Origin of the sequence: Turicibacter bilis, from assembly GCF_024499055.1 — a bacterium.
Lineage (GTDB): Bacteria > Bacillota_I > Bacilli_A > MOL361 > Turicibacteraceae > Turicibacter > Turicibacter bilis.
Window position 1 is genome coordinate 2,350,552 of the sequence record NZ_CP071249.1, and the last position, 17,699, is coordinate 2,368,250.

Consider the following 17,699-nt stretch of genomic DNA (forward strand, 5'->3'; position numbering starts at 1 on the left):
GAATCAATAACCCATTTTTTTAAGTAATTAATCTATTGTGCTATCTGGAATAATATTCTAAATAAAGTGAATATTCATTTATTGAATTGAAATATGTAAAATAAGGATTAGATCGTGAGCAATTTATCATTGCTTGTTTGAATACTAAAAATGAACTGAATAATATCATAGTGGTATCAGTAGGAATACTCAATAAAGCTATCGTACATCCAAGAGAAATCTTTAAAACAGCAATCCTATCAAATGCTTGCAGTATTATGCCTTTTCATAATCATTCAAGCAGTGATGTTACACCATCTGAACAAGGTAGTCAGTCTATATGAAGCTGGTCAGTCATTAGATATCAAAGTATTAGATTACCTTATTATTGGGGATGGTTGCCTCGTTTCACTAAAAGAAAAAGGATATTTATAAGGAGCTAAGTATGATTCAAGGTGCTTAGCTCTTTTTTGCTAATTTTATAGTAGGCGAATATATAAATGAAATATTTTATAAAAATGCTTGAAACCATTGATAATAAACAAACATATCTAAACTCAGAATTAATTTCTGCCCTTAGATATGTCTGTTCTTTTTAAATATTACGTACGAGAATTTTTTGGTTGAGGTGGGTTCCCTGCCTTGCGAAGCAATTATCCTCTATTGGTAGGGTATGGGTCCCCTGCGCTAAGTAGTGAGTTTACGAACTCTTAGCTATCCTCCACTGGTAGGGTATGGGTCCCCTGCGCTAAGTAGTGAGTTTACGAACTCTTAGCTATCCTCCACTGGTAGGGTATGGGTCCCCTGCGCTAAGTAGTGAGTTTACGAACTCTTAGCTATCCTCCACTGGTAGGGTATGGGTCCCCTGCGCTAAGTAGTGAGTTTACGAACTCTTAGCTATCCTCCACTGGTAGGGTATGGGTCCCCTGCGCTAAGTAGTGAGTTTACGAACTCTTAGCTATCCTCCACTGGTAGGGTATGGGTCCCCTGCGCTAAGTAGTGAGTTTACGAACTCTTAGCTATCCTCCACTGGTAGGGTATGGGTCCCCTGCGCTAAGTAGTGAGTTTACGAACTCTTAGCTATCCTCCACTGGTAGGGTATGGGGCGTTCCTATTAGTATACACGTTAGGGAATAGGTCAAATAGGTTAGTAAATAGCCATTTATCTGATAAATAGATAGTCATATTTATGATATAATACTTTTAGTATTACTATTTAAAGTGATTAATGTTAAAAAGGTATGTCACAAAATTGAAATAAATGACTTTAACAGTTCATAATAAAATAAAACCATTATCTCAAATCAGATAATAATACTGGAGTGTAAAAATGATAGCATTAGAGAAAAAACTACAACAGGAAGTTATTAGAAACTGTGAACTAGCCGAAAAAGAGTATGGATGCAAAATGACAAGATTTCTACAAACTATAGAGAGATTTGGAATCGTTAGAACGGCACAAGAAATTTTTAGAAAAGGTAGAACATCGGATTGTTTTAATAAATTAGCAGAAGCTGGACATCTTGAATTGACGATGGAGGCGACGATTGTTAAAGGTGAATATGCCGAATTATTCACTGATGAACAAGTTAATTATTGTTATGAATTATTATGTGAAAAAGGATATTACTAAACATAATAAATTTCCGTAGTTCCTAATATACAAAAACCATTATCTCAAATCAGATTTAATCTGAACTCAGATAATGGTTTTTATTTTGCCCAATTTCTCTGTAATAGTTGTCGATGCAAGCCTGTGCTTGTTAGGGGATATTATGGTGGAGATGGCTTCCCTGGCAGATTGTTAAAGGAAATCTAATCATCCTTTGTAGAGTAGGGGGCGTTCTGGTTAGTATCCACGTCTCAAAATGAAGCGATTAGAGGTTATAACTGTTGTAGTATCCTTATAATATAGATTGTGAGTAAAAGATAATTTATAATGTAAATAAAGATATTATTTCAAAAGTTCATAATAAATTACACAATCGGATTAATGAAATAAAGAAGGAATTAGAATCACATACTGAATTGAATAATTTCAAAAACATAATTATCAGCCATACTATCAAAACTATAATTTGGATTGTCAACACTAAACTAAACAACTTTTTTAAGGGTATTTTGACGATATTCAACTGGGGATAAATACCCTAGTGAAGAGTGAATTCGATGGTTGTTATACCAGTTCACATAATCAGCTAATTCATAGCCTAATTGTTCGTGTGTTTCAAACCTTTGATTCTTTACAAATTCAGTTTTAATGACTTTATAAGTCGCTTCAGCTACTGCGTTATCATAGGGACATCCTTTCATACTTAAAGATCGTTTAATATTGAATGCCTCTAAGATTTCATCAATCACTTGATTCTTAAATTCGTTCCCACGGTCCGTGTGGAAAATCTTGATTTGACTTAGGTTAGTTTGGACCGTGCTGAATGCCTTCTTAACTAATGCTGCATCCTTATTTGACCCTGAACTATAACCAATAATTTCACGATTAAACAGGTCTACAAGGACACAGATATAATGCCATCGATGACCAACTCGTACGTACGTTAAATCACTGACGACCACGTTTAAATAGGGCTGTTCATCAAATTTACGATCCACGATATTTTCAATTTTATCTTCGTTACATTTAGCTGTATGTGGCTTAAATTGAGCGACCGTATAATTTGATACTAGACCTTCTTGTTTCATGATACGACCAATGCGACGGCGTGAGACTTGTTGCCCCATTTTGTTTAATTCGTGTTTAATTTTTCGAGTTCCGTAATTGTTTCGGCTTCGACGAAAAATCTCAACGATATCAGTGACTAGTTGAGTCTCATCTTTCTTCGGTTTAGATTCGTAATAATAAGTGCTACGAGACACATTAAGGACTTTGCACATCGCTGAAACTGAATATTTGTGGGTATTGTTTTTAATCACATTTATCTTCGTCCTAAGATCAGCGCAGCTTGCTTTAAAATATCATTTTCCATTCCCTAGCAGTGGAGGATTTATGCTTCGCATGCTAGGTGACCCATTTCTAATTGCTTAACTTTTTTACGAAGTTGGATTAGCTCCTGTTCTTCTTCTGAGCGGTTATCTTTCTCCTTAAAAGAACCGGTAGAAGTTGACTGTTTAATCCATTTATCGAGTAAAGACGATGAGAGATCGTATTCACGAACAATATTACATTTACGTTTACCATTTAAATAAAGTTGGACTAATTGGTTTTTAAATTCATCCGTATATGTACGGCGAGTTCTACGAGTTTTAGTTTGGGTCATGTTAAAGCTCCTTTAGATTGATATTATTTATAATTCTACATGACCTTAAAAAAACTGTCTAATTAATTGTAACCTATCCAATTTCATGCTTTTTGTGTGTAATGTTAGGAATTGTTCTTTATCACCCTCGAGCATCTTTAGTAATAATAATTTTTTATCGATTTTCATGGTGGAAAATAATTTTAATATTAGTAGTTATTGTTGGTACAATCAGTTATACATTCAATAATATTAAAGAGTTGATTGATGGAATTAAAGAATATCGAAATTATATAAAAAGAGCAAAGATTGCTAGAAAGAAATTATTCAGCTACATATGATGAAAGTTGTAGGGGGATAAGTTTTGATATTTTGATTAATTTAAACTGATTTATATGAAAATCATTTGGATTGATCAAAATCATGCTTATAAAGGATTAGGAACAAAATATATGAAACTTATTTGTCACCTTCTGAATGAAAGAGGGTATAAGCGAATAGATTTACATACTGCTCATAATAATGATATTGCGCAAATATACTATCAAAAGACTGGATTTTCCAATACAGGATTTACTAGAAGTTATGCTTGATTAGGGGGAGGGAAATTAAAGGTGAGAGAGCAATTAAAATCTATTTTATCTCATTGGGGATTTATTGAAAATTTAGATGTTAAAGTAGAAGATATCTCATATGAACCAAATCGTGAGTCTCATATTTGGACAATCAATGAAGATTATCTCTTGAAAATGACGTATACAAAAGAAGAAATGGTAAACAATATTTGTCTTTTAAATTTACTACATAAGGCGAGTATACCAGTTCAACAGGTTGTCTATACTTTAGACAAAACAAGTTATGTTCAAATAGATAACAAATATTATGGTTTATTTACAAAGATTAAAGGTGTAGTTTTAAAAGATTATTACGAAGGTAATTATTTAGATAGAGGCTTTTATTTAGGACAATGCATTGCTAATTTACATGATGGATTGAAAAAAATTACAGAGGAATTAAAAGAAAACTATAACATTTGGAACAATAATATGATTGAAGAATTATTCGGGTGGGTAGAGGATGAAATTACTAATTACTTACCAAATTGTAATCTAAATCAGCACGAAATTGAGGATTTCGTACATGTCAAATATGACTTAGAATATCATTTTCCAGTACTTTATGATAAATTACCTAAGCAAGTGATTCATCGAGATGTCCATGGTGAAAATATGATATTTAATGAGAATAAGCTCGTGGGATATATTGATTTTGATCTAAGCCAAGTTAACGCAAGAATCTTCGATCTATGTTATTTAGGAACAGGGTCTCTAGCCACTATCTTTAATGAAGTAGGAAAGAGGAAACTTTGGTTACTGTTTTTCAAATCTGTTATTAAAGGATATGATAGTAAAGGTATCCTAACATTTGAGGAAAAGCAAAGTCTCAAGTATATGATGTACGCGATAGAAATGATTATGATTGCGTATTTTGCTAGAGAAGGTTATCCAGAAATAGCGAATACCAATATTAAAATGGTTAATTATATAAACTCTGTTTGGGAAAACTAAAAGGTTGATTTTAATTATTACGTACGAGAATTTTATGGTGGATATGGGATCCCTGCCTTGCGAAGCAAGTATCTTCCACTGGTAAGGTATGATACATTTACCACATTAAAAGGAAAAGGTTATTTATAAGTAGCTAAGTGATTATGATTAAAGTCACTTAGCTCTTTTTTTGCTAATTTTAATAATCATTGTGCTCATGGTGGAGGTGACTGCCACCATGGACACCATTCATCATAAGATTACATTTTATAGTAGGAGTTTATATCAATCAAATATTTTATAAAAATGCTTGAAACCATTGATAATAAACAAAAAAACATATCTAAAATCAGAATCAACTTCTGTAATTAGATATGGGTTCCCTGCGCTAAGTAGTGAGGTCACGAACTCTTAGCTATCCTCCACTAGTAGGGTCATTTTTGAAGTTAATAAAAAAAGAATTATCTCAACTCAGTTTTAACTGAACTCAGATAATTCTTTTTTTCATAAATATTGCGTAAGAGAATTTTTTGGTGGAGATGGGGCGTACCGGTTAGTATCCACGTCTCACAATCAAGCGATTAGAGGATATAACTATTGTATTATCCTTATAATATAGATTGTGAGTGAAAAATAATTTATAATGTAAGTAAAGAGTTTAAAGAGATTTAGGAGTATAATGATAGATATAAATTGTAATTTGGAGGTGTTTTGTTTGAGCCAAAAAGAAATTGAGTTTGCTGTATTTTGTGTGGAAAACATTGCTGATTATTTAAAGATGAATGCACAGGATATTTATCAATTACTAGGTGTTAAAAGTAGGTTATTATTTGACTATATTGTGCCGTCTTATGAGCCATTACATACACAAAGTAAGGAATATATTATAAATGAGATTGTAGATATGATGAAGCAGAAGGAGTTGATCTAATGCTAGTTTATCATGGTTCTTATTGTGAAATTGTAAATCCAGATATTAAATATTCAAGAAATAAATTAGATTTTGGAAAAGGGTTTTATGTCACGCCAATTGAAGAACAAGCGGTTAGTTGGGTATCCAGATTTAAGAGATTAGGAAAACCAGGTATTGTTAATGTGTATGAGTTTGATTTTGAGAAAGTAAAGCAAGATTTACGTATCCTGATATTTGAGGAGTATAACACTGAGTGGTTAGATTTTATTATTAAGTGTCGCAATGGTGAATTGATTTATCAGGATTATGATGTTATAGCAGGCGGTATTGCAGATGATAAAGTGTTTAATACGGTTGAGCTTTACTTGGATCAGTTAATTAGTAAAGAAGAGGCTCTAGGAAGATTAAAATATTATAAACCAAACTTTCAAATCTGTATCGTTAATCAAGAAGTCATTGATAACTATTTGACATATAAAGAAAGTAGAGATGTTTAATGGAAGCTAATAAAATTTTATTACAACGGAAATTTGCAAGAATTATTGAAAGCTTAGCTAAAGAGGCTCATATAACTGAAGAAGAAGCAATGGGATTGTTCTATACATCAAAAACATATCAACTAATTTCACAAGGAATTAGTGATTTACATTGTTATGCTGATGGATATTTAGTAGATGAACTTATGTTAGAATATCATCTGAAAAAAGATATTGGTTATTATTAAAGATGAAATGGTAAGATTCAATATAATAAAGCATTATATTGAATGATGATGAAAGAAGCTAGCCATAGATAGTGGCTAGCTTCTTTTTAATTCCATGTAGCTTGATTTAATTGTTGGGCGATTTCTTCAATTGACATTTCATCAGTGAAGTTTTCGATGAATTGTGTTAAATCAAAATAACGAGTTCCTTGAGGAGCTCCTTTAGTAATTTTTTTGAATTCACATGGAATGAATTGTTTTACAAGGAAGAATCTTTGATCTCCACCCCCTAAGTCCTGTCCTTCAGTTTCTAAAACTTCTTTGATGACATCAATGATATTTTGTTTTTGTTGTGGTGTTAGATGACCTTGTAAGGTATTGATGATATCAAGTTCTTGTGTATCCTGATTAAAATCGGCATCAATGATACAACTAATTTCACCAATTCCACGAATCGCTTTTGCTCCATATAGACCGATATATTTATGCAGTCGGTAGTTACGTGTACGAGGTGCGTAGTATAGATTATATTTAAAGTTTCGTTCTAATGTTTTACTAGTTAAAAGTGATCGCATCAAACTTTCATGATGTGGAATTAAATTAGCATCGTAACAGAACGCTTCAAAGTCATTAATGAGATCGATCATTTCAACTTCATACGGATTAAGAACTTCTTTGAATTTCTTACCAATCTCTTTAAATGTTGTAAAGGCAAACTGAATCGAAGTTTTGTGAGCCCGATTATAAATATTAATTTCCTTTTCGATTTCTTCACGATACATCTGACTAATTGGATCAGTATTGATCCAGAGTAAGATTTGTTTATCTTCATCAGAGAATGAAGTAAGATGTCCCATTAATTGTGGAAGGTTTTGTTGACCATAAAGTTTTGTTTCAATCACGATTTTAAAGCTTTCTTGTTCAACAACAGCATCAGGAATACTACCAGTCGCTTTTACTTGTTGAGAAAACTTCACTGTTGTATCTAACTCTAAATCTGAATCCTCTAAAATTAGATTAATAAACTGCTTAAATCGATGTGTATGATGTTGATAAAGTCGATTAAATAATAGTAACGTATTATTAGTCACCATATTCTCTTTTTGAGAATACCTTGGAAAATAATGAATGTCAGCCATATCTATCCCCCTAAATGATTAGATGATTCCATTATATCAGGAGATTGATAGAAGAAGTAGATAACCTGATGTTATAATGTATGAATTTTAGATGGTTAATAGCTATAAATTTATACAGAAGGATATCTTGATACTTAGTCTGTGTCATACAAGAAGTAACTTGTTTCAGTGTATTTTTTTTTGTTTGTCTTTCTATATTAATAAGGCTAAAATAGAATTATATATTGTAAAAAAGTGTCTTAGGAGGAAATGATGATGAGTAGCATTACGTTACAAGAGTTAGAATCACATTTATGGGAATCAGCTAATATCTTACGTGGATCGATTGATTCATCTGATTATAAAAATTATATTTTTGGATTACTTTTCTTAAAGCGTGTCAATGATGTATTTGAAGAGATTTGTCATCATTTAGTTGATGATGAAGGATGGGATTTAGAAGATGCAGAAGAAGAACGTGATGAGTATCAGTTCTTTGTACCAAAGGAAGCTCGTTGGTCTTATTTACAATCATTAACGACTGATATTGGACCTGCTTTAAATCATGCGTTTGAACGTTTAGAAGAAGAGAATGGATCATTAGAAGGTGTATTTAAGCAAATTGATTTTAATGATAAAGAAAAGTTACCAGATACATTATTAATTCAATTAATTCAACATTTCTCAAAAATTAATTTAAGTAATAAGTCATTAGAAGAACCTGATATGTTAGGTCGTGCTTATGAGTATCTGATTAAACAATTTGCCGATGATGCAGGTAAAAAAGGTGGAGAATTCTATACGCCAACGAAAGTCGTTGAATTACTTGTTAAATTAATCAAACCAGAAGAAGGCATGCGAATCTGCGACCCAACATCAGGATCAGGTGGGATGCTCATTCAATCGGTCGATTACATTAAATCAAAAGGTGGAAATCCGAATAACTTATCACTATATGGACAAGAGAAAAACTTAAATACATGGGCCATTTGTAAGATGAACCTATTGTTACATGGATTAAGTGACCACCGTATTGAAAAAGGAGATACGATTCGTGATCCAAAGTTAACGGAAAATGGAGAATTAATGTTATTTGATCGAGTGATTGCAAATCCTCCGTATAGTTTAAAAAATTGGGGACGTGAAGAGGCAAGTGCTGATGAATTTGGACGTTTCTGTTTTGGCTTACCACCTGCGAATGCAGGGGACTATGCGTTTGTTCAACATATGTTAGCGACGTTAAATCATACAGGGAAAGCAGGAGTTGTCTTACCTCATGGGATTTTGTTCCGTGGTGGAGCAGAAGGAAAGATTCGTCAGGGATTAGTGAAGGAAGACTTAATTGAAGCTATTATTGGTTTACCTTCTAACTTATTCTATGGAACTGGAATTCCAGCCACGATTATCCTATATAATAAGGATAAAGAAGAAGCACGTCAAAATAAGATCTTCTTTATTGATGCCTCACGTGATTTCCAAGAAGGGAAAAACCAAAATGTGTTACGTGATGAAGATGTAGAAAAAATCGTTTCAACCTTTGATAATTATGAAGAAATTGAAAAGTATTCACGTATTGTCACATTAGATGAAATTAAAGAAAATGATTATAACTTAAATATCTCACGCTATATTGATACAACTGAAGAGGAAGAGCAAATTGATGTGACACAAGCCATCCAAGAACTAAAACAATTAGAACTTGAACGTAATGAAATCGAAGCCACGATGTACAGCTTCTTAAAGGAGTTGGGATATTGTGAATAATTTTAAAAATATTAAAATCTCTGATTTACCTTTGCATATATCAGACGGTAATTACTCTAGTAAATATCCCCGTGCTGATGAAATGGTATCTCATGGTGTTCCATTTATTAGAGCAAATAATTTAAAAAATGGAACAGTAATTTGGGAAGATATGAAATATATTTCTTCAGAAAAACATGAAGAACTTCAAAAAGGACATCTGGAAGAAGGGGATGTTTTGATTACTGTTCGAGGGGATATTGGGAAGTTATCGATCGTGCCAAGAGATTTCATTGACGCTAATATAAATGCCCAGATTGCTCTATTAAGAGTTTATGATAGGAGTAAGCTAGATAACAAGTTTTTATTTTATAGTCTGAATACTCCCAATGTTATAAAACAATTTAACGAAAAACAAACGGGGACGGCATTAAAACAATTACCTATTAAATCTCTTAGAGAAGTTAGTGTACTTATTCCTGCTATAAAAGAACAGCAAAAAATTGCGGATATTCTTTCATCTGTTGATGCAGTGATTGAAAAGACAGAACAAGTGATTGCTAAAACAGAGGAAGTCAAAAAAGGATTAATGCAACAACTCCTTACTAAAGGGATTGGTCATACAGAATTTAAACAAACGGAAATAGGAGAAATCCCTATTGCATGGTCTGTTAAACGTATTAAAGATTTAGTAAGCTTCTCTGGAGGGGCGCAACCACCACGTAAGGAGTTTGTTTTTGAACCTAGAGAGGGATACATACGTTTAATACAAATTCGAGATTATAAAAATGATAAGTATGCAACATATATTCCAAAAGAATTAGCAAAAAAATTATGTGACGCAACAGATATTATGATTGGGAGATATGGTCCTCCAATCTTTCAGATTCTAAGAGGAATTGAGGGAGCTTATAATGTAGCTTTAATTAAAGCTATCCCAGATGAAATATATTTAAATAAAGATTACTTATATTACTTTTTACAACGTCAAGATTTATTTAATTTAATTGATCATTTATCTCAGCGCAGTTCTGGCCAAACGGGGATAGATATGGAAGCTTTGAACAATTTTGGTTTCCCTCTTCCACAATTAGAAGAACAAATGGAAATAGTCAAGATAATTAGGAATATAGAGAATAAGATACATACTGAAAAAATTAAATATTCTAAACTTAATGCTGTGAAAACAGGTCTTATGCAACACTTATTAACAGGAAAAACACGAGTGAAAGTGGATTAAATGGAAATAGTATCTCATTAGGAGATACTATTTTATAAAATGATAAATTTATGATTTAGGAGAAATGGGGTGTTTAAATGAGTCATGAGGCTTGGAACGAGAAGGAGTTAGTTGAGAATCGTTTGATTGAGCAATTAGTTGGGTTAGGTTATACCCATGTGATTGGTTCTGATCTTGTAAATGAGCGATTAGAATCTGATGTATTATTAAAACAACGATTAGAATCGGCAATTATTCGACTGAATCCTTGGATTAATGAAAGTAATGTTACCCAAGTCATTCGTAAGGTATCACATATTTCTGCAACGTCTTTAATGGAAGCGAACCAAGAGTTTTATAGTTACTTAGTGAATATGATTTCAGTTCAACAAGATCTAGGAAAAGGAAAGAAACATCAAACGGTCAAATTAATTGATTTTGAGGATATGGAAGCCAATGAGTTTTTAGTAGTTGAACAATTAATTATTAAGACGGCTAAAGCAACTATTCGTCCTGATTTAGTTCTTTATGTGAATGGTTTACCACTTGTTGTGATTGAATGTAAAAGTCCGATGTTAAACCCAGATGAACAAATGGGGCAAGCGATTCATCAAATGTTACGTTATCAAAAGGATGTTGAGACTTTATTCCACTATAATCAACTTTGTATTGCAGCCAGTTGGTATCAAGCAAAGGTCGGAACCATTGGAGCACGTCCACAACATTACAGTGCATGGAAAGATCCTTATCCCTATCCATTAGAAGAGGGGATGGAACCTCAACAAATTTTAACACTTGGAATGTTAAGTCGTTCGAATTTGCTGGATTTAATTCAAACGTTTATTGTCTTTGAAGGTGAAGGACAACGAATCATTAAAAAGGTGGCTCGATATCAACAATTTCGTGCCGTTAATAAAGCCATTGATCGAATTAAGAATGCAAAATATGATACCGAACGTGGTGGTGTCATTTGGGCGACACAAGGTAGTGGTAAGTCCATTTCTATGGTTTTTTTAGCTGTCAAATTAAGACGATTAAAACAATTAGAAAATCCGACGATTGTTGTGGTAACTGATCGAAAAGATTTAGATGATCAAATTACAGCCACCTTTAGAAGATGTGGCTTCCCTAATCCAAAACAAGCGACATCTGTCTCAGATTTGCGTCAGTTATTAAACAATGCCGTCGGTGAAACGGTGATGACCTTAGTTCATAAATTCCAAACAAGTGAAGAAGAAAAATCATTCCCACTTCTTTCAGAAGCATCAAACATTATTGTCATGGTCGATGAGGCTCATCGAACACAGTATGGGACTTTGAGTGTGAATATGAGAACGGCTTTACCCAATGCCATTTACTTAGGATTTACTGGAACGCCAATTGATAAAGATGATAAACATACGACGAAAACATTCGGGACTTACATTGATACGTATACGATTGAAGAAGCAGTCAAAGATGGAGCAACGGTTCCAATTTTCTATGAGTCACGTTTACCAGATGTCCAAATTCAAGGAGGATCACTTGAAGAAATGTTCAATATGGTGACACGTGAACTTGATGATGAAGCAAGAGAACGTGCGAAGAAGAAGTATGTCAATGATCAACTTATTGTTGCCACTCCAAAACGAATTCAACATATTGCGATGGATATCGTGAAGCATTATGAAGAATATATTAAACCCAATGGATTTAAAGCACAGGTCGTTGCGATTAATCGTCGTGCTGCTGTGATGTATAAAGAATACATTGACCAATTTACGGATTTAGAATCTGCGGTTGTCTTTTCAACCTCAGCCAAAGATAAAGATAATGAACTGATTTGGAAGTATCGTTTAGAGGAAGAACAGGAAAAAGAAATCATTAAACGATTTAAAGATCCAAATGATCCATTAAGCTTCATTATCGTCGTGGATAAATTACTAACAGGGTTTGATGCTCCCATTGAACAGGTCATGTATTTAGATAAACCAATTAAGGAACATAACTTACTTCAAGCGATTGCTCGTACGAATCGTACCTATGATAAGAAGACTTATGGTTTATTAGTGGACTATTTTGGAGTATCTCGTTTCTTAGATGAAGCGTTAGAAAAGTTCAGTAATACCGATGTTGAAGGAGCATTAAGTGATATTGATTCGGTGATTCCAAGACTTCAAATGCATCATCAAGCCGTTTTAAATGTTTTTCATACCGTTAGTTTAGATGATTTTGATGCCTGTGTGAAAGTTTTAGAGCCAGAAGATACTCGACAAATCTTTGAAGAAAAGTTTAAACGATTTGTGAAAGACATGGATATGGTGATGCCGAATCCAAAAGCGAATCCTTACATCTCAGATTTGAAGAAGTTTGGAAAGATTAGACAAGCTGCCAAAAATCTATATCGTGATCCTGGAATGGATATCTCCGATTACGGGGAGAAAGTCCGAAAAGTCGTCGAAGATTTCTTAGTAGTTAATCATATTGAAGTCTTACATGAACCGATTAACTTAATGTCGGATTATTTCAATGAACGATTAGAGGCAGCTAAGACACCAGAAACGAAAGCGGCCGAAATGGAACATGCTCTAAAACATGAAATTCGTGTCAAATTAGGAAGTGATCCCATTTATCAAACGTTAATGGAACGATTAGAAGAGTTAATCCGAAGACGACGTGAACATCAATTGCAAATTGCTGAATATATGGAAGAGCTAGGTTCTTTAATTAAACAAGCCAGTCAAGTTGGAAAGCAAACGAAAGGAAGCTTAGATGCAAAACAAATGCCATTCTATCGTTTCTTAGAACAAGATGAAGCCATCGAAGCGTTAATTGAAGATAAGAAACTCATTGAGCAATTAACCATCAATGTCACAAAAGTCATTGAAGAGTATGCACAGATTGTCGAGTGGACGAAAAAGGAAGATACGAAACGAGAGATGCGACTAGCCATTCGACGTGAAATCAATGACACACTTAATGCACGTGGTCCATTCAAGAAAACCGTCCAAGGATTAGCGGAACTAGCAGAAGTTCATTATGGGAATTAGAGAATCAGAGTTACAGAGATGATTCAATTTAGAGCATAATCAAAACTAGGGGGGATATTTATGGACATGGAATTGTTAACATTTATCGGAAAAGAAGTGCCGAATACAGCAAGTGATATTAAAGAATCATTAGATTTATTATCCAGTTCAATTCATATGTGTTTAGAGCAGCTAGGAGAACAAATACTAAAGGCACATAACAATGCAGATTTTGAGCGTTCCATCGAAATTAGTCAACAAAGTAAAAAAATAAAAGAAATTGACACACAGATTCAAATGATGGTGACACAATTAGATGAAGTCTTAGATCATTGCGAAAACATTGAGATGATGGAAAGTGATGCTGAAGTTGAAAAAATAGAGCGAGAAGTTCCTAATTATCGAGATTATTACGTAGATCAAAATATTGAGTATTCATTATATGACGATTTTACACATAAGCGTCCAGCAGCTTTCAAGCTAAATAATGAAAAAGAGTTAGCAAAAGATTGGAAAGAAGTCTTACTTAAAACATTAGCTGTTGTTGCTAAAAAAGATATTAAAACTTTAGATATGTTTACAACGTTACCTGAAATGCAGGGGAAGAAAGTCCCATACTTCTCTAAACATCAGAATTCCAAAATGAGAAAGCCAATGAAAATTGAAGGTACAGATATTTACGTGGAAACAAACTTAAGTGCAAATGGAATTCGAAACCTACTTATAAAAGTCTTAAAACAATATAAAATTCCAATGAACAGTTATAAAATTTATTTAAGAGCAGATTATTCAGAATTACATTAATGATGAAAATAAAGATGAAAAGTATTAGAGAAATGAAAAGGAGCTTATCAAAGCTCCTTTTGTTATAGTTTTAAATTTGGACCATGAATTCGTAACCACTCTTTACGATCTTCATAGTCGGGGAGTAAGCTGCTGATGAGATTCCAAAAGTCATCACTATGATCCATGTATTTCAAATGACAGAGTTCGTGAACAAGGATATAGTCCACATATCGCATAGGAGCAGTGAAGATACGCCAATTAATATGAATATTTCCTGATGGCGTACATGTCCCCCATGATTTTTCTTGTTCTTTGACGGTTAATTGACTAGGTGATAGATTAAGTTTGTTCTCATAAAGTTTAAGACGTTGTTTTAATTTTTTAGACCCCATTTCAATATACCATTTCTTAAATAAATGATTGAGAGATTGTATACGCTCAGTGTCATTGAAATGAGTAGGTACTTTGGCTGTAAATTTACCTTGATGGAATTGAATCTGACAATCTGTTAAAGAGTCATCTTTGATGACTTTTAAACGATACTGACGACCTAAGTATGGAATCTTTTCTCCACTCTTAAATTGACGTGAACTTTCTTCTGATTTAATTTCAGCTAACTTTCTAAGTTGCTTGTGGATAGCAGGAGCTTTCTTTTTTATAATAGCAGCAATTTGTTCATCGTTTGTATGAGGTGGTGCTACAACAGTTACACCTATTTGATATTCGATTAAGATTGAAATATCTTTCTTACCTTCTTTGTAAGTAATTTGGTAATCAATCACCGTTGTTCCATATTGAATACTTGGCATCTTTAATACCGCCTTTATAAATGAATTGAATATAACCATTATAACAAACATATGATCGTTTTAAAGTAAATTATAAACATATATTATTTCCTTGAATAGTTACTCAGGAGGTAATATACATGTCGAATGTCGCAAAACGTATTAATATTGTATCGATTAAAATGATAAAGGAAGCTAGCTTCCTTTATCAAACACGTACGATTTCATCACCTAAGGATGCCTATGAAATGATTAAAGAACAACTAGAAGGATTGGATCGGGAGCAATTCATTATTGCTTGTTTGAATACAAAGAATGAACCAACTAATATCACAGTGGTATCAGTTGGTTCATTAAATAAGGCTATCGTTCATCCAAGGGAAGTCTTTAAAACAGCAATCCTATCGAATGCAGCGAGTATTATGGCATTTCATAATCATCCATCAGGAGAAATAATGCCATCACAACAAGATATTCAATTAACCAACCGCTTATATGAAGCGGGCGAGTTACTCGGTATCAAGTTGTTAGATCATCTCATTATCGGAGATGGGTCCCCTGGCAGTGAGCAAAGCGAACAATCCTCCGCTGCTAGGGTATGGAACATTTACATCATTAAAAGAAAAAGGTTATTTATAAGGAGCTAAGTGAGCATTAAAGTCGCTTAGCTCTTTTTATTATGTCGTAATTTAATAAGGAGGATAAATTTATGAGCCATAAATTAACGATTTGTATTACTGAAACATTGGAACGTCTGATTGAAGTAGAGGGTGATGACATTAATTATGATCCGATTGAATATATCAGACAACAATATCTTGATGAAGAAATCATCTTAGATTCATCAGATTTGGTTGATACTGAATTTAGAATACGTGAATGATTTAGTTGACATCAACCGACAATATATTCCATAATTAAGTGGCAACAAGAATTATGGAGGTATATACAATGTTTGATGTTTATTATGAAGAAGATGATGAGTGACGTAGTTACTCGATGATAAAATTGAATTAAGTAGATAGAAGAACCAAGTGAACATAGAGTTTGCTTGGTTCTTTTTATTTACCTTGTTAATAGGAGGAATTTGAAATGTTAAAGTGTATTAATGTGAAGGAACTTAAGAGATTGCATTTAGATGAATCAAAGTCATTAGGAATTATGAGATTAGATTGGTCAGGATCAAGGATAGATGAAGTTTGTAATCAGTGGTATCCATCACAACAGTTTGATGAAGTTATCACAAAATATGATATCTCTATTCAATCGTTACAAGAAGGGTTAAATGAATTAATCTTTAATCAATTAAATGTATTTAATCAAGTCATCGAACAATGTGGAGGTGAAGGATATAGTTATGAACAGACATTCAAAGTTGAAACAAGTGATTTCAATTTCTTCATTCGCTTAAAACCTGTAAGAGGTGAATATAGTCATATCTTTGTTTATTATCGTTAAACAAATGAAGGAGGTTTAAAGATGGCAATTGTAAATAGAATGAGTCTAAGAACAGAGGTGGTATATAGTGATGATATGAAACATCGCTATATAATAAGGAAAGAGTGGGATAAAAATAAACCTAAAGCTACCATTATCATGATTAATCCATCAAGTGCTAATGAAGTAGAAATTGATCATACCACTATGAATGTGATTAATAATCTGAATCGATTAGAGTATGGAGCTGTAGATATTACTAACTTATTCTCATTGATTTGCCCTAAGATAAGTTACAGAAAATCAATTGGTGAATTAGTTGAGGAGGAAAATGATGTCTATATAGAGAAGTCATGTTTAAAGTCAGATATAGTTATCATTGCTTGGGGTTCTATAGGAGAAGGAAGTAAGAAAATTACAGGCCGACAAGAAGAGTTACTGGAGAAACTAAAACCATTTAGAAATAAGATGTATGTTATCTGTGATCCTTATCGGAGTATTCCGATGCATCCCTTATGTCCACGAATTAAGAATCAGTGGCGTTTAGTTAAGATGTATAAGGAGTAATCATTAATTATTCAAAATTAAATTCAATTAGTATTAATTATGATTTAATACTTAAACCAATCCATTAGAAGACCTAGCCAACAAGGCTAGGTCTTTTACATAGGAACAAAGAAAGGATGAAATAAGCAATGAAAATTTGGAAATTAGAACAATTAAAGCAACAACCGAAGGTAGATGAAATGGTCTTAGCGAAGGCAGAAGAGATTCTCAAAGTTTTAAATGTTCATTATGGGGATGACAGATTAGTGACCGATTTAGGTGGCTATATCTTGTTGGATATAGAAGAAATTCATACATTCATTAATCAACATTCAACATTAATTCCTGAATACATTGAATCCTTTGAAGGTCGAGATTCAAATCAATATGTGGAAGTCCTGTTTATGTTATCAAGTGATGATCATGTCGTACTTTACTTGTTAAAAGAAACATTGGATCAAGATTATCCCGCATTAGTTAAACAGTATGAAGCATTAGAAGGAGGTGAGTAGGATGTTGTATTGGTTAAAAGTCATTGCATTAGTTCTAGAACTTATCATGGAAGGTTTGAGTCAAGGAGAAGTTATCCATCGAGTGGCTGAACGATTAGGACTAGATCCAGAAGAAATCAAACGTTGGATGTAATAAAGGAGGAGGA

At 33.1% G+C, this 17,699-nt stretch carries 20 protein-coding genes and 1 pseudogene; 18 read left to right on the plus strand and 3 right to left on the minus strand.

Annotated features, from left to right (window positions below; all coding sequences use genetic code 11):
* Nucleotides 1–170 precede the first annotated feature (170 nt).
* From J0J69_RS11335 to J0J69_RS11345, 3 genes are all read left to right on the plus strand, one after another.
* The gene (locus tag J0J69_RS11335) at nt 171–323 is read left to right on the plus strand and encodes a JAB domain-containing protein (RefSeq protein ID WP_256637874.1); all 153 of its coding nucleotides are present in this window, start codon (nt 171–173) and stop codon (nt 321–323) included.
* Nucleotides 286–414, plus strand: a complete 129-nt coding sequence (locus tag J0J69_RS11340) for a JAB domain-containing protein (protein ID WP_256637875.1) — start codon at nt 286–288, stop codon at nt 412–414. The genes J0J69_RS11335 and J0J69_RS11340 overlap by 38 nt, the downstream gene beginning before the upstream one ends.
* 895 nt (nt 415–1,309) lie before the next feature.
* Nucleotides 1,310–1,612 (plus strand): hypothetical protein, encoded by a 303-nt coding sequence (locus J0J69_RS11345; protein WP_212726067.1) that lies wholly within the window; start codon nt 1,310–1,312, stop codon nt 1,610–1,612.
* 464 nt (nt 1,613–2,076) lie between these two features.
* Here the strand turns inward: J0J69_RS11345 and J0J69_RS11350 are convergent.
* Nucleotides 2,077–3,254 (minus strand): annotated as a pseudogene (locus J0J69_RS11350) (IS3 family transposase).
* A gap of 374 nt (nt 3,255–3,628) precedes the next feature.
* Between J0J69_RS11350 and J0J69_RS13560 the strand changes: the two are divergent.
* From J0J69_RS13560 to J0J69_RS11370, 5 genes are all read left to right on the plus strand, one after another.
* Nucleotides 3,629–3,826, plus strand: coding sequence for a GNAT family N-acetyltransferase (locus J0J69_RS13560; RefSeq protein WP_212726066.1), 198 nt, complete (start codon nt 3,629–3,631; stop codon nt 3,824–3,826).
* 21 nt (nt 3,827–3,847) lie between these two features.
* Nucleotides 3,848–4,801, plus strand: coding sequence for a phosphotransferase (locus tag J0J69_RS11355; RefSeq protein ID WP_212726065.1), 954 nt, complete (start codon nt 3,848–3,850; stop codon nt 4,799–4,801).
* 685 nt (nt 4,802–5,486) lie between these two features.
* Nucleotides 5,487–5,711, plus strand: coding sequence for a DUF3791 domain-containing protein (locus J0J69_RS11360; RefSeq protein ID WP_238581308.1), 225 nt, complete (start codon nt 5,487–5,489; stop codon nt 5,709–5,711).
* Nucleotides 5,711–6,190, plus strand: coding sequence for a DUF3990 domain-containing protein (locus tag J0J69_RS11365; protein ID WP_055277130.1), 480 nt, complete (start codon nt 5,711–5,713; stop codon nt 6,188–6,190). The genes J0J69_RS11360 and J0J69_RS11365 overlap by 1 nt, the downstream gene beginning before the upstream one ends.
* Nucleotides 6,190–6,417 carry a DUF3791 domain-containing protein gene (locus J0J69_RS11370; protein ID WP_009606337.1) on the plus strand — a complete coding sequence of 76 codons (228 nt, stop codon included), beginning with the start codon at nt 6,190–6,192 and terminating at the stop codon, nt 6,415–6,417. The genes J0J69_RS11365 and J0J69_RS11370 overlap by 1 nt, the downstream gene beginning before the upstream one ends.
* An 86-nt stretch (nt 6,418–6,503) precedes the next feature.
* Here the strand turns inward: J0J69_RS11370 and J0J69_RS11375 are convergent, their stop codons facing one another.
* Entirely contained in the window at nt 6,504–7,535 is a 1,032-nt protein-coding gene (locus tag J0J69_RS11375; RefSeq protein WP_212726064.1) for a hypothetical protein, read from the minus strand.
* 255 nt (nt 7,536–7,790) lie between these two features.
* On the opposite strand from J0J69_RS11375, the gene J0J69_RS11380 reads away from it, so the two are divergent.
* From J0J69_RS11380 to J0J69_RS11395, 4 genes are all read left to right on the plus strand, one after another.
* Complete coding sequence (locus J0J69_RS11380; RefSeq protein WP_212726063.1) at nt 7,791–9,278, plus strand: type I restriction-modification system subunit M; 1,488 nt, start codon at nt 7,791–7,793, stop codon at nt 9,276–9,278.
* On the plus strand, nt 9,271–10,497 hold the full coding sequence (locus J0J69_RS11385; protein ID WP_212726062.1) for a restriction endonuclease subunit S: 1,227 nt from the start codon (nt 9,271–9,273) through the stop codon (nt 10,495–10,497). Before J0J69_RS11380 ends, J0J69_RS11385 begins: the two co-directional genes overlap by 8 nt.
* Before the next feature lie 77 nt (nt 10,498–10,574).
* Complete coding sequence (locus tag J0J69_RS11390; protein WP_212726061.1) at nt 10,575–13,505, plus strand: type I restriction endonuclease subunit R; 2,931 nt, start codon at nt 10,575–10,577, stop codon at nt 13,503–13,505.
* Nucleotides 13,506–13,565: 60 nt separating this feature from the next.
* Entirely contained in the window at nt 13,566–14,288 is a 723-nt protein-coding gene (locus J0J69_RS11395) for a hypothetical protein (protein ID WP_212724486.1), read from the plus strand.
* A gap of 62 nt (nt 14,289–14,350) precedes the next feature.
* On the opposite strand, the gene J0J69_RS11400 is transcribed toward J0J69_RS11395, so the two are convergent.
* Complete coding sequence (locus J0J69_RS11400) at nt 14,351–15,079, minus strand: M48 family metallopeptidase (protein WP_006783869.1); 729 nt, start codon at nt 15,077–15,079, stop codon at nt 14,351–14,353.
* 119 nt (nt 15,080–15,198) lie between these two features.
* Between J0J69_RS11400 and J0J69_RS11405 the strand changes: the two genes are divergently transcribed.
* The 6 genes from J0J69_RS11405 to J0J69_RS11430 all read left to right on the plus strand — a co-directional run bounded on the left by J0J69_RS11405 (nt 15,199) and on the right by J0J69_RS11430 (nt 17,686).
* Nucleotides 15,199–15,705 carry a JAB domain-containing protein gene (locus J0J69_RS11405; RefSeq protein WP_237252698.1) on the plus strand — a complete coding sequence of 169 codons (507 nt, stop codon included), beginning with the start codon at nt 15,199–15,201 and terminating at the stop codon, nt 15,703–15,705.
* A 62-nt stretch (nt 15,706–15,767) separates the two neighbouring features.
* Entirely contained in the window at nt 15,768–15,941 is a 174-nt protein-coding gene (locus J0J69_RS11410) for a DpnD/PcfM family protein (protein WP_212724485.1), read from the plus strand.
* A gap of 209 nt (nt 15,942–16,150) precedes the next feature.
* Nucleotides 16,151–16,516 carry a hypothetical protein gene (locus tag J0J69_RS11415; protein WP_212724484.1) on the plus strand — a complete coding sequence of 122 codons (366 nt, stop codon included), beginning with the start codon at nt 16,151–16,153 and terminating at the stop codon, nt 16,514–16,516.
* A 21-nt stretch (nt 16,517–16,537) separates the two neighbouring features.
* Nucleotides 16,538–17,062, plus strand: a complete 525-nt coding sequence (locus tag J0J69_RS11420; protein ID WP_195985082.1) for a DUF1643 domain-containing protein — start codon at nt 16,538–16,540, stop codon at nt 17,060–17,062.
* 128 nt (nt 17,063–17,190) lie between these two features.
* A complete protein-coding gene (locus J0J69_RS11425) occupies nt 17,191–17,553 on the plus strand; it encodes a hypothetical protein (RefSeq protein ID WP_212724483.1) in 363 nt (120 codons plus the stop codon).
* Nucleotide 17,554: 1 nt separating this feature from the next.
* Complete coding sequence (locus J0J69_RS11430) at nt 17,555–17,686, plus strand: hypothetical protein (protein ID WP_256637876.1); 132 nt, start codon at nt 17,555–17,557, stop codon at nt 17,684–17,686.
* The last annotated feature ends 13 nt before the right edge of the window (nt 17,687–17,699 follow it).

Excerpts from the sequence above, each read along its gene's own strand:
- J0J69_RS11430 (WP_256637876.1), top strand. The coding sequence starts at position 17,555 with ATGTTGTATTGGTTAAAAGTCATTGCATTAGTTCTAGAACTTATCATG.
- J0J69_RS11370 (WP_009606337.1), top strand. The coding sequence starts at position 6,190 with ATGGAAGCTAATAAAATTTTATTACAACGGAAATTTGCAAGAATTATT.
- J0J69_RS11415 (WP_212724484.1), top strand. The coding sequence starts at position 16,151 with ATGTTAAAGTGTATTAATGTGAAGGAACTTAAGAGATTGCATTTAGAT.
- J0J69_RS11375 (WP_212726064.1), bottom strand. The coding sequence starts at position 7,535 with ATGGCTGACATTCATTATTTTCCAAGGTATTCTCAAAAAGAGAATATG.
- J0J69_RS13560 (WP_212726066.1), top strand. The coding sequence starts at position 3,629 with ATGAAAATCATTTGGATTGATCAAAATCATGCTTATAAAGGATTAGGA.
- J0J69_RS11380 (WP_212726063.1), top strand. The coding sequence starts at position 7,791 with ATGAGTAGCATTACGTTACAAGAGTTAGAATCACATTTATGGGAATCA.
- J0J69_RS11425 (WP_212724483.1), top strand. The coding sequence starts at position 17,191 with ATGAAAATTTGGAAATTAGAACAATTAAAGCAACAACCGAAGGTAGAT.
- J0J69_RS11405 (WP_237252698.1), top strand. The coding sequence starts at position 15,199 with ATGTCGAATGTCGCAAAACGTATTAATATTGTATCGATTAAAATGATA.
- J0J69_RS11395 (WP_212724486.1), top strand. The coding sequence starts at position 13,566 with ATGGACATGGAATTGTTAACATTTATCGGAAAAGAAGTGCCGAATACA.
- J0J69_RS11420 (WP_195985082.1), top strand. The coding sequence starts at position 16,538 with ATGGCAATTGTAAATAGAATGAGTCTAAGAACAGAGGTGGTATATAGT.
- J0J69_RS11410 (WP_212724485.1), top strand. The coding sequence starts at position 15,768 with ATGAGCCATAAATTAACGATTTGTATTACTGAAACATTGGAACGTCTG.
- J0J69_RS11390 (WP_212726061.1), top strand. The coding sequence starts at position 10,575 with ATGAGTCATGAGGCTTGGAACGAGAAGGAGTTAGTTGAGAATCGTTTG.
- J0J69_RS11345 (WP_212726067.1), top strand. The coding sequence starts at position 1,310 with ATGATAGCATTAGAGAAAAAACTACAACAGGAAGTTATTAGAAACTGT.
- J0J69_RS11365 (WP_055277130.1), top strand. The coding sequence starts at position 5,711 with ATGCTAGTTTATCATGGTTCTTATTGTGAAATTGTAAATCCAGATATT.
- J0J69_RS11400 (WP_006783869.1), bottom strand. The coding sequence starts at position 15,079 with ATGCCAAGTATTCAATATGGAACAACGGTGATTGATTACCAAATTACT.
- J0J69_RS11340 (WP_256637875.1), top strand. The coding sequence starts at position 286 with ATGTTACACCATCTGAACAAGGTAGTCAGTCTATATGAAGCTGGTCAG.